This window comes from Azospirillum brasilense (assembly GCF_003349955.1).
Taxonomy (GTDB): domain Bacteria; phylum Pseudomonadota; class Alphaproteobacteria; order Azospirillales; family Azospirillaceae; genus Azospirillum; species Azospirillum brasilense_B.
The window spans coordinates 1-10,793 of record NZ_QLKQ01000129.1; the positions used below are offsets into that span (position 1 = coordinate 1).

13 protein-coding genes and 1 pseudogene are annotated in these 10,793 nt (G+C 69.4%); 11 read left to right on the plus strand and 3 right to left on the minus strand.

Going from position 1 to position 10,793, the window contains the following annotated elements:
• The 7 genes and pseudogenes from DXK32_RS30715 to DXK32_RS30745 all read left to right on the plus strand — a co-directional run.
• Positions 1 to 206, plus strand: a pseudogene (locus tag DXK32_RS30715) (DNA-binding response regulator); the annotation flags it as partial.
• A 325-nt stretch (positions 207 to 531) separates the two neighbouring features.
• Positions 532 to 1,776, plus strand: a complete 1,245-nt coding sequence (locus DXK32_RS33575; protein ID WP_114861972.1) for a flagellin — start codon at positions 532 to 534, stop codon at positions 1,774 to 1,776.
• Positions 1,777 to 1,885: 109 nt separating this feature from the next.
• The gene (flaF, locus tag DXK32_RS30725; protein ID WP_114861973.1) at positions 1,886 to 2,278 is read left to right on the plus strand and encodes a flagellar biosynthesis regulator FlaF; all 393 of its coding nucleotides are present in this window, start codon (positions 1,886 to 1,888) and stop codon (positions 2,276 to 2,278) included.
• Entirely contained in the window at positions 2,268 to 2,705 is a 438-nt protein-coding gene (locus DXK32_RS30730; RefSeq protein ID WP_114861974.1) for a flagellar biosynthesis repressor FlbT, read from the plus strand. The genes flaF and DXK32_RS30730 overlap by 11 nt, the downstream gene beginning before the upstream one ends.
• A 5-nt stretch (positions 2,706 to 2,710) precedes the next feature.
• On the plus strand, positions 2,711 to 3,103 hold the full coding sequence (locus DXK32_RS30735; protein ID WP_114861975.1) for a hypothetical protein: 393 nt from the start codon (positions 2,711 to 2,713) through the stop codon (positions 3,101 to 3,103).
• Entirely contained in the window at positions 3,100 to 3,894 is a 795-nt protein-coding gene (locus DXK32_RS30740) for a DUF1217 domain-containing protein (RefSeq protein WP_114861976.1), read from the plus strand. Before DXK32_RS30735 ends, DXK32_RS30740 begins: the two co-directional genes overlap by 4 nt.
• An 85-nt stretch (positions 3,895 to 3,979) precedes the next feature.
• Positions 3,980 to 5,014 carry a hypothetical protein gene (locus DXK32_RS30745; protein WP_014199647.1) on the plus strand — a complete coding sequence of 345 codons (1,035 nt, stop codon included), beginning with the start codon at positions 3,980 to 3,982 and terminating at the stop codon, positions 5,012 to 5,014.
• Positions 5,015 to 5,028: 14 nt separating this feature from the next.
• Here DXK32_RS30745 and DXK32_RS30750 read toward each other — a convergent pair whose 3' ends face one another.
• The gene (locus tag DXK32_RS30750; RefSeq protein WP_205215871.1) at positions 5,029 to 6,240 is read right to left on the minus strand and encodes an MFS transporter; all 1,212 of its coding nucleotides are present in this window, start codon (positions 6,238 to 6,240) and stop codon (positions 5,029 to 5,031) included.
• Between the two features lie 252 nt (positions 6,241 to 6,492).
• On the opposite strand from DXK32_RS30750, the gene DXK32_RS30755 reads away from it, so the two are divergent.
• Entirely contained in the window at positions 6,493 to 7,365 is an 873-nt protein-coding gene (locus tag DXK32_RS30755) for a LysR family transcriptional regulator (protein ID WP_114861977.1), read from the plus strand.
• Positions 7,366 to 7,371: 6 nt separating this feature from the next.
• On the opposite strand, the gene DXK32_RS30760 is transcribed toward DXK32_RS30755, so the two are convergent.
• Positions 7,372 to 7,983 carry a hypothetical protein gene (locus DXK32_RS30760; protein WP_114861978.1) on the minus strand — a complete coding sequence of 204 codons (612 nt, stop codon included), beginning with the start codon at positions 7,981 to 7,983 and terminating at the stop codon, positions 7,372 to 7,374.
• Entirely contained in the window at positions 7,980 to 9,320 is a 1,341-nt protein-coding gene (gene fliI, locus DXK32_RS30765; RefSeq protein ID WP_114861979.1) for a flagellar protein export ATPase FliI, read from the minus strand. Before fliI ends, DXK32_RS30760 begins: the two co-directional genes overlap by 4 nt.
• A 138-nt stretch (positions 9,321 to 9,458) precedes the next feature.
• Here fliI and DXK32_RS30770 point away from each other — a divergent pair, with 138 nt between their 5' ends.
• Genes DXK32_RS30770 through DXK32_RS30780 form a run of 3 tightly spaced genes read left to right on the plus strand, consistent with a single transcriptional unit; the run spans position 9,459 to position 10,662 of the window.
• Positions 9,459 to 9,851: a flagellar basal body rod protein FlgB gene (locus tag DXK32_RS30770; RefSeq protein ID WP_040137943.1), complete on the plus strand. Its 393-nt coding sequence runs from the start codon at positions 9,459 to 9,461 to the stop codon at positions 9,849 to 9,851.
• Positions 9,852 to 9,871: 20 nt separating this feature from the next.
• Positions 9,872 to 10,291: a flagellar basal body rod protein FlgC gene (gene flgC, locus DXK32_RS30775; RefSeq protein ID WP_040137944.1), complete on the plus strand. Its 420-nt coding sequence runs from the start codon at positions 9,872 to 9,874 to the stop codon at positions 10,289 to 10,291.
• A gap of 14 nt (positions 10,292 to 10,305) precedes the next feature.
• Positions 10,306 to 10,662 carry a flagellar hook-basal body complex protein FliE gene (locus DXK32_RS30780; protein ID WP_114861980.1) on the plus strand — a complete coding sequence of 119 codons (357 nt, stop codon included), beginning with the start codon at positions 10,306 to 10,308 and terminating at the stop codon, positions 10,660 to 10,662.
• Positions 10,663 to 10,793 lie beyond the last annotated feature (131 nt).

The window sequence follows — 10,793 nt, forward strand, 5'->3', positions numbered from 1 at the left end:
TGCGCAAGAAGATCGCCGAGGCCACCGGCGGCGCCCGCTACATCGAGACCGTCTATGGTCGCGGCTACAAGTTCGAAGCCCCGCCCGAGCATGAGGAAGCCGCTTCGCCCGCCGTCCCGGCCGCCGCATCCGCCGCCCGCCGCTTTCCGGCCATTCCCTTCGCCGCGTCCGGCCTGCACCCTGGCTGTCTCGTCGCCGCCGAGTGACGGCGCTCCGTTTCAAAGCCCCGCCTTACGTCCCTCTTCCGACCGTTTGAAAAACGCCATGGCCGCGGCCCTTTGGGGGCATGGGCGCTGAGCCGCCCTGTGCGGTCGCCGCATTTTTATAAAATGCGCCATTACTTTTAAAAGATGCCCGTTTTTAAAAGATGACTGCGTCACCCTGGAAAGGCTCCGGTTTTTTACTCCGGTTTAAACGGGGTCGGTCACAGTCGAATGGTCGGTTGCGCGCCCATAAAAACCAAGTGGGAAGGCCCGCGCACCCGGCCCCAGCGTCAGAAAGGCGCTCTGCATCTCGCGAATGGAGATACACATGGCCTCGATCATGACCAACACCTCGGCGATGACCGCGCTGCAGACGCTGCGCCGGGTGACCGACGATCTGGCGACCACCCAGGATCGCATCTCGACCGGTCTCAAGGTCAACAACGCCAAGGACAACGCCGCCTACTGGTCGATCGCCACGACCATGCGCGCCGACGTCGCCGGCTTCAAGGCGGTGAAGGAATCGCTGGAACTGGGTTCGGGCACGACCAACACCGCGTCGGTGGCGTCCAAGAACATCGTCGAGAACCTGCAGACGCTGAAGGCCCGTGTCATCGCCGGCCAGACCAACGGCGTCGACAAGTCGCTGATCCAGAACGACATCGACCAGCTCGTCAAGCTGGTGAAGGGCGCCGCCGCCGACGCCTCCTTCAACGGCGACAACCTGCTGCGCATCACCTACTCCAACGACGGCACGGCCAAGGACCAGAACGTCGACATCCTGGCGTCGCTGAGCCGCAGCGCCGGCACGGTCGATCCGAGCTACATCAGCTTCCAGCGCCAGGACATGCAGGTCACCTCGATCGTCGGCAAGGCCACGATCGAGCAGCAGGTGGACTCCACCAACGACCTGAAGGCCAGCGTCGGCATCGCCATCGGCGCGCCGGAAGCGACCTTCATCGACGGCCAGAACCTGGGCCTGGGCAACCTGACCCTGAACGTCACCAACGAGGCGGGCACCAAGACCGCCGTGACGGTTGACCTGTCGGGCATCGACTACACCACCGACCTGGCGACCACCCAGGGCCTGATCGAGACCGCGGTCAACACGGCCCTGACCGGGGCCGGCGGCGACTTCCAGGTGGCCTTCAACGGCGACAAGCTGGAATTCACCGACCAGGACCTGAACACCGACGGCAACTTCACCGCCAAGGTGGACAGCCTGTGGGTCGGCTCGAAGGAAAGCGACGCCTTCGGCGGTCTGGCCGACCTGACGCAGATCGACGTGACCTCCAACGCCACCAAGTCGCTCGAGGTCATCAACGGCCTGCTCGACAAGGCCATCGGCAAGGCCGCGGTGATCGGTTCCATCGAGAACCGCGTGTCGGTGCAGAACGACTTCGTGTCGAAGCTGACCGACTCGATGAACAAGGGCATCGGCTCCCTGGTGGACGCCGACATGAACGAGGAATCGAGCCGCCTGCAGGCCCTCCAGGTCCAGCAGCAGCTCGCCACCCAGGCGCTGTCGATCGCCAACCAGGGTCCGCAGAACATTCTCTCGCTGTTCCGCTAACCCGGTCCGGCCGGCGTCCCTCTCCCGAGGGGGCGCCGGCCCTTTTTCGTCTCACGCCCAGACCCAGCCCCCTTCCGGCGCCCCCGTGCGCGTTGCATAAGGTGCGACCATGAGCATCGCCGCCTACCAGCAGACGATGGCCGAGTGCGAAGACCCGCGCCGCATCGAATATCTGGTCTTCCTCCGCATCACCCTGGATCTGGAGACCAACCGCGACGCCGGCTGGCGGTCGGCGGCGCTGAAGGACGCGCTGTGGCGCAACCTGGAACTCTGGAACACGCTGCGCGCCGACCTGCTGGAGGACGGCAACGCGCTGCCCGAGGCGCTGCGCGCCGGGCTGGTCTCGCTGTCCTTCTCGGTGGCGCGCCAGACGACCCAGGTGCTGCGCGGCGAGGCCGATGCGGGCGGGCTGATCGACATCAACCGGTCGGTCATGCGCGGCCTGCAGGGCGTGGCCCGCACGGAGGTCCCCGCTCCGATGGAGGCGTCCTATGGCGCTTAAGCTCCGCCTCAAGCCCTGCGAGCGCGTGGTCATCAACGGCTGCGTCGTGCAGAACGAGAACCGCCGCTACACCCTGACCGTCAGCAATTTCGCCCAGATCATCCGCGGCAGCGACATCATGCAGGAGGACGAGGCCGACACCCCCGTCCGCCGCGCCTATTTCCTGATCCAGAGCATGCTGCTGGACCCCCAGGCCGCGGAGCAGTACGGCAGCGTCGTCGCCGGCATGATGGCGAAGCTCTACACCGCCTTCATGCATCCGGAGATTCAGGACCGCATCATGCAGGCGATGCGCAACGTCAGCGACCGCGACTATTACAAGGCGCTGGCCTGCCTGCGGCCGGTGATGGCCTACGAGGACGGGCTGCTGAACGCGCAGCGCTCCCCGCGGGACGAGCGTGTTCCCGAATCCCACGCGGAGGCGTGACCGCCATGCCCGCCCCCATCCAGGGACTGACCGGCGGCGTGTCCGGCGTCAACGGCGAGCGGGGCACCGCCAGCGCCGACCTGATCGCCGAAGCCCGCCAGCGTCAGGCCGACCGGCTGCGCGCCGCCCAGGCCGAAGCCGTCAAGGCCACCAAGGTGGTCGAGGAGTCCCGCGCGTCGGCGGAAGCCGACAACGGCCGTCGGCCCGATCCAATCTTGCCCGACCCAATCCCGCCCTACCGCGTCAACCTCGACCCCGGCACGGGCCGCCTGTCCACCGAGGTGCTCGACACCCACACCGGCAAGGTGATCCTGCGCATCCCGCCGTCCTACGCCGACCCGGCGGAGGATGCGGGGGAGGAGAGCGGCCGCCCGCAGTCCCCGGAGGTGACGGCATGAGCACGCTCCAGGATTATCGCCAGATCGTCCGCAACCAGGACCGCTACGACGCGATGATCCGCTCGCGGCCCGACGTGAAGCGCAACATCGCCTATTTCGAGGCGAACATCGGCAAGATCTCCAGCGCCGAGGAGCTTCTGAAGGACGACAAGCTCTACCGCTTCGTCATGGTGGCCTTCGACCTGGAAAGCCAGACCTACGCGCGCGCCCTCATCCGCAAGGTGCTGGACCAGGGCGTGAAGGACCCGGAGGCGCTGGCCAACCGCATGAACGACGCCAAGTTCAAGGAGATGGCCACCGTCCTGTCCTTCAAGGAGACGGGCGGCGCCACGCTGAAGGAGCCGGCGATCGTCAAGGCCATCGTCGACCGCTACGTCGACGTGTCGCTGGAGGTGAAGGCGGAGGAGAGCAACCCGGCGGTCCGTCTGGCGCTCTACTTCGACCGCAAGGCGCCGCGCATCACCAACTGGTATCAGGTGATGGCCGACCGCGCGCTCCAGAAGGTGGTCTTCACCGCGCTCGACATTCCGGAGCAGTCGGCGCTGGGCGACCTCGACCGGCTGGTCGACAAGCTGAAGAAGCGCTTCGACATCGCCGACTTCAAGGACCCGGCCAAGGTCGCGAAATTCCTGGACCGCTTCTCGGCCATGTACGACCTGAAGAACGGCGGACCCGCGGGAGCCTCCACGAACCTCCCCTACATCGGGCCGATCAACAGCCGCGGACGCTCCTCGATCATCGCCATCGACCCGTCCATCACCATGTCGCTGCTGAACTTCCCGCGCTTCTGAGCGGCGTTCCGGCAAGCCGAATTCCGGGAGACTGGCTGTGCAGCCGAGCCGACAGGCCAGGCCGCCGGGCACCTGGCCGCACGTCGTGGCCCTGCTGCCCGGCCCGGACGACCGGGACGAGGACACGGCCCGCGACTCCCTTCATATCCTGCCGATGACCATCCTGCCGCTGGAGACTCCGGGCCTGCGCCGGGCGCGGCTGATCAAGAACGTCCGGCTCCAGACGGTGGTGGAGCTGTTCAACGACGTCCACGCCGGCAGCGGGCAGGTGATGCCCAGCCAGTTGCCGCTGCATTTCGGCAACCGCTCGCCCGAGCTGGACCGCGACCTGCTGATGATCGGGCAGATCGCCCAGGCCGCCAGCTTCGACGTCTATTCCCTGCGCATCGAGCTGCGCCGCCTGAAGATCGCGGTGGACGAGCACGCCGCGCTCCGCCTGTCGCAACGCCGGAAGGACCAGCTTACCCGCTACATGCGCGTCTTCACGCGCCCGCTGATCGAAAGCGTCTACGGCAGCGACGACGTGCAGGTGCAGAATGTCGAGGATCTGATCCGCCTGTTCGCCGAGCCCGATCTGGCGGAGGTGCGCCGCCGGCTGACCATGATGGCCGACCGGCTGGACATCGCCATGGCCGACATCCCGGCCTTCCTGGAGGAATACGGCGACATCTTCCTGTCGCTGGCCTATTTCAAGCAGTGCCTGGACGAGATCGTGCCCGACGTGCAGGCCTTCCTGGCCTGGATGGACGCGGTGCGCGGCTTCAGCGAGGTCCGCCGCGATGCCCGGCACGCCCGGATGCTCGACGAGGTGGGCCGCGACCTGACGGAGATCGCCGCCTCGATCACCGGGCGGTTCGAGAGCTTCGACAACCGCTCCAAGGACTTCTGGCGCAACATCAACGCCCAGAGCTTCCGCAGCATCCGCGACCTGATCACCAACCACCACGTCACCATCGGCGGTGTGCTGTGCGGGCTGGCGGTGAAGATGGCCCTGTGGAAGGCCCGTTTCTCCAGCGGCGGCGGCCCGGTCCGCCGGCTGGAGTTCATCCGCTCCGAGATCCTGCCGGGCCTGTCGCACATCCGCTCCCTGGAACGTTCGGCGCGGAGCGGGGGGCGCTAAGGCCCCCATCTCTCCTACCGGCGCCGCGCGGCGAGCTGCAGGGCGGTGGCCGCCGTGGCGACGGCGATGCCCAGGCCGGTCACCGCGGTCCAGCCCCCGGCGTTCCAGGCCAGCGTCGCCGCGCTCGACCCCAGCGCGCCGCCCAGGAACATGCCGCCCATGAAGATGGTGTTCAGCCGGGCGCGGGCTTCGGGGCGCAGGGCGTAGACGAGGTGCTGGTTCGACACCAGCGCCGCCTGGACCGCGAAGTCGAGCAGGATCACCCCGGCGACCAGCCCGGCGACCGACGTCCACAGCCCGAACAGCAGCCAGGAGGCGAGCGTCAGCAGCGTGCCCAGCAGGATCACCCGGTGCGGCCCGCTGCGGTCGGCGATCCGTCCGGCCAGCGGGGCGGCCAGGATGCCGACCGCTCCGACGATGCCGAACAGCCCCGCCGCGTCGGCGCCCAAGCCGAAGCGCGGCTCGGCCAGACGCAGCGCCAGGATGGTCCAGAAGGTGGTGAAAGCGGCGAACAGCAGCCCCTGGGTGACCGCGGCCAGCCGCAGCGCCGGAAACTCCCGCCACAGATGGACCAGCGAGCGCATCAGCGCCGGGTAGCGCAAGGTGGTGTTGGGGGATGTGGCGTTCGGGTGGCTGCGCGGCAGCATGACGGCCATCAGCGCGGCCGCAGCCAGCGCCAGTGGTACGGCCAGCCAGAACATGGCGCGCCAGCCCTCGTGCGTCCCGACGAAGCCGGCCAGCGTGCGGCTGAGCAGGATGCCGGTCAGCACCCCCGACATGACGGTTCCCACCGCCGCCCCGCGCCGCTGCGGCGAAGCGAGATGCGCGGCGAAGGGGACGATCTGCTGCGCCACCGTCGCCGAGACGCCGAGCAGCAGCGAGGCGGCGACCATCAGGGCGGGACCCTGCGCCAGCGCCGTCGCGACCAGCGCCGCGGCGAGCAGCAGGAACTGCCCGACGATCAGCCGCCGCCGCTCCACCAGATCGCCCAGCGGCACCAGCAGGAGCAGGCCGGCGGCGTAGCCCAGCTGCGTGGCGGTCGGGATCATGCCGGTCAGCGGGCCGGGCAGGTCGCCCTCGATCAGGCCCAGCATGGGCTGGTTGTAGTAGATGTTCGCGACGGCCAGCCCAGCGGCGGTCGCCATCGCGAAGGTGAGCCCGCGCCCGAGACGGGTTTGGTCGGGTGCGTGGGTCGATGTGTGGGGCATTGTGTCGGTGATGCTCATAATCCACGATCCTTTTGCCAACATCCCCTCTCCCCCCTGGGGAGAGGGTTAGGGTGAGGGGGTTGCGCGTGTTGGTGCGTTCGGCACAAGCGCAACCCACTCACCGGCCCTGCGGGTCACCCTCTCCCCAGAGGGGAGAGGGTTATGAAGCGAAGCCGGGAAGGCGATGATCTCTGAACCGGACCCTATCGCACTTTCACAATCCGCATCAGTCGTGCAAAATGAATGGCCTGTGCATCGGAATATGAAGCAATGGACCTCGCCGGACTCGCCGTTCTGGTGGAAGCCGCCCAGGCCGGCAGTCTTGCCGGGGCGGCGCGGCGGCTGGGCATCTCGCCGCTGATGGCGACCCGGCGGCTGGCCGCGCTGGAGGAGGCCATGGGCGCACGGCTGATGCAGCGGACCACCCGCTCCCTCGCCCTGACGCCGGAGGGGGAGGCGATGCTGCCCTTCGCCCAGGCGATGCTGGAGAACGAGGCGGCGGCGCGGGCCAGCGTCCGACCGTCCTCCGCCGGGGCGTCGGGGCTGCTGCGGCTAACCGCCTCCGCCGCCTTCGGGCGCAAGGTGGTGGTGCCGGTGGTCGCGGAGTTCCTGACGGACAACCCGCAGGTCTCGGTCGATCTGCTGCTGACCGACACGGTGGTGGACATCGTCGGGCAGGGGATCGACCTCGCCATCCGCATCGCGCATTTGAAGGACAGCGCGCTGATCGCGCGGCGGCTGGCCGACAACCCGCGGGGGCTCTACGCCACGCCCGGCTATCTGGCGGCCCGCGGTACGCCCGCCGCCGTCGCCGATCTGGTGGAGCACGAGTGCCTGTGCCTGTCCGGCACGACCCATTGGAGCTTCGCGGGGGACGGGCGGGAGCGGCGCATCCGGGTGCGCGGGCGCTTCACCGCCAACTCCATCGAGGGGTTGCGCGACATCTGCCTTGCCGGGCTCGGCATCGCCGTTCTGTCCGAGTGGGACGTGCGCGACGAGGTGGCGCGCGGCGCGCTGGTGGCGCTCACCCTATCCGATGGGGCGTTGGAGCCGCTGGCGGTGTGGGGCGTCCATCCCTCGGCGCGCTTCGTGCCGCCGAAGGTGCGGCTGTTCATGGACGCGCTGGCGAAGGCGCTGCGCTGAGCCGGGTCAGAGTCGGACGGCCGGGCGGTCGGCCGGCTGGGTGGCGTGGAGCTCGTAGAGCTTCGCCAGGATTTGCGGGGCGGGCTGCTCCGCCTTGGGCGCCGGGACATCCGCCGCGGCGTCGCTGTCCGGCGTCTTGCGGGCGAGCGCTTCCGCCAGCACGGCGGGGGACGGGCGATGGTCCGGCGTTGGCTCCGTTTGCGGCTCTTGCGCCGGACCGGCGAGGAAGGGCAGGGGCGGGGCGTTGGACGGCGCGTCCTTCGCCGGAGCCTTCGTCTCGTCCGAGCCGCCCTCCGCCAGCGCGACGAGATGGCCCAGCGGGTCGTCGCCGGTCACCGCCTCGAAGGCGGCCATGGCGGCGCTGCCCAGCAGGCCGATGGGGCCGCCGAACAGGAAGCCGCCGGCCAGCCGCGCCGGCAATCCGATCTCGTCGCCGGTGGCGTGGCGGTAGACCTGCGACACCCCCGGCAGATGCTGGAGCGGATTCACCGCGTCCAGCAGGTCCCCGAAATCCAGGCTGAGGTCCGCCGCCTCGTGCTTGGCCGGGGCCTTCACGGCGTCCCGTGCGGCGGTGGTCGGGGCAAGCGCGCGGGCGGCGAGCGCGGTGGCGTTGGTCATGGCGTGGCTCCGGCGGGAACGGCGAGGATGCGGTCGAGGACACGGAAGGAGTCGGGGGACGGCGTGGCGTCGTCCTTGCCCTGGCGCAGGAACTCCTCCAGCGCCGGGTTCAGCGCGACGGCGCCGTCCACCTCCGCGTCGGTGCCCTGCTTGTAAGCGCCGATGCGCACCAGCTCACGCATGTTGTCGTAGGTGGCGGCGAGGCTCCGCGCGCGGCGCAGCAGGGCGTTCTGTTCCGCCGTGTGGCAGCCGGGCAGTAGGCGCGACACGCTGCGCAGCACGTTGACGGCGGGGTAGCGCCCCTGCTCGGCGATGCGGCGGTCCAGAACGACGTGGCCGTCGAGGATGCCGCGCACGGCGTCGGCGATGGGCTCGTCATGGTCGTCGCCGTCCACCAGAACGGTGAAGATGCCGGTGATGTCGCCCTGGCCCTCCTGCCCCGGCCCGGCGCGCTCCATCAGCTTGGGCAGTTCGGCGAAGACGCTGGGCGGGTAGCTCTTGGCGGTCGGCGGCTCCCCGGCGGCCAGCCCGATCTCGCGCTGGGCCATGGCGAAGCGCGTCACGCTGTCGATCAGGCAGAGGACATGCAGGCCGCGGTCGCGCAACTCCTCCGCCACGGTCAGGCAGAGATAGGCGGCCTGCCGGCGCATCAGCGGCGGCTCGTCCGAGGTGGCGACGACGACGACGGAGCGGGCGAGGCCGTCGGCGCCCAGGTCGTCCTGGATGAACTCCTGCACCTCGCGCCCACGCTCGCCGACCAGCCCGATCACGATGGCGTCGGCTCCGGCGTGGCGGGCGACCATCGACAGCAGCGTCGATTTGCCGACGCCGGACCCGGCGAAGACGCCCATGCGCTGGCCGCGGCAAATCGGCGTGAAGACGTCGATGGCGCGCACGCCGGTGTCCATCTTCGCCCCGACCCGGCGGCGCGCGTAGGCCGGCGGCGGGGCGGCGCGCAGCGGGCGGGCGTGGTGACCGTTGCGCAAGGGGCCGCGCCCGTCGATCGGTTCGCCCAGCGCGTTGACGACGCGGCCCAGCCAGCCGGGGCCGGGGCGCAGCGTGAAGGCGGTGTCGTCGGTGACGGCGGCGCAGCCCTCCGCCACGCCATCCAGATTGTCGAAGGCCATCAGCAGCGTGCGGCCCTGGCGGAAGCCGATGGTCTCGCACAGCAGGCGCTGGCCGCGCGCCGTCTCCGCCCAGCATTTGTCGCCCACCGCCAGGACACGGCGCAGCCCCTCCACCTCCAGCGTCATGCCGGCGGCGCTGCGGATCTCGCCGCGCCAGGATCGGGTCGGCATCCGCTCGATCTCGGACAGAAGGTTGGAAAGCACGCGCATCGCCGGGACGTCTCCGCCGTGTCGGAATGCGGTGATCCTGCCACGAGCATTTTAAATCCGGTTTTAAACGGCGGGCGTCATCTTGGCCCTGCCTTGCTTTCTTTCCGGGCTTTCCGGCTTTGCGATAGGGCCGCTCCAATGGATTTTAGCAATATTTCGGTGTTTCGGCTGACCGGCGCGCGCCTCGATTACTTGGCGGAGCGGCAGAAGCTGATCGCCGCCAACGTCGTGAACGCCAACACGCCCGGCTATCAGCCGAAGGACCTGAAGCCCTTCGCGGCGCTGATGGACGGCCCTCAGACGGTGGCGCCCGCGCTCACCTCGCCCATGCACCTGACCGGCTTCAACCCGTCCGGCGCGGTGCAGGAGGCGCGCAAGCCCGAGCAGTGGGAAACCACGCCGGACGGCAACGCCGTGTCGCTGGAGCAGGAGATGAACAAGGGCAGCGAGACGCGCGACGCCTTCGCCCTGACCGCCGGCCTGTTCCAGCGCAACCTGCAGATCCTGCGCGCCGCCTGGCGCGCCGGCTGACGACTTCGGAGTTCCCTCCCATGCTCACCGATCCCCTGGCCGCGACGATGCGGATCGCCAGTTCGGGCCTGCAGGCGCAGGGCACCCGGCTGCGCGTGGTCGCCGAGAACATTGCCAACGCCGATTCCACCGCCATGACCGCGGGCGGCGATCCCTACCGCCGCAAGACCGTGTCCTTCGCCACCACGATGGACCGCGCCGCCGGGTCGGAGATCGTGAAGGTCAAGCAGATCGGGCGCGACCGCAGCGACTTCCAGCTCGTCTACGAGCCCTCGCACCCCGCCGCCGACGAGAAGGGCTACGTCAAGCGCCCGAACGTCCAGCCGTTGATCGAGATGATGGACATGCGCGAGGCCAGCCGGTCCTTCGAGGCGAGCGTCAACGTCATCGAGCAGTCGCGCAGCATGATGAGCCGCATGATCGACCTTCTGCGCGGCTGAGGAGACCTAAGAGCATGATCGAACCCATCGGCCGCGCCGCCGCCGCCTACGGCCTCCACCGCGCCCCCCTGGCTCAGCCGGCGCCCGCCGCCGCGCTTGCCACGCCGCCCGCGGCTGCGGCGTCGCCGTCCACCGAGACGACGGCCTCCGCGGAGAGCAGCTTCGGCGCCTTCCTCGACCGTCAGGTGTCGCAGGCGGTGGAGACGCTGAACGAGGGCGAGCGCATGTCCGTCTCCGCCGTCGCCGGCAAGGCCGGCACGCACGAGGTCGTGCGCTCCGTGCTCGCCGCCGAGATGACCGTGCAGACGGTGGTGTCGATCCGCGACCGCATGGTGCAGGCCTATCAGGACGTCATGCGGATGGCGATTTGAGCGCGTGTGTTGGGACGTAATGCCCCCTCCCTAACCCTCCCCCGCTAACGCAGGGGAGGGAATTCTGTCCCTCTCCTGCGAAGCGGGGGAGGGAAGGGGCCCATGCGCAGCATGGGAAGGGTGGGGGCAAC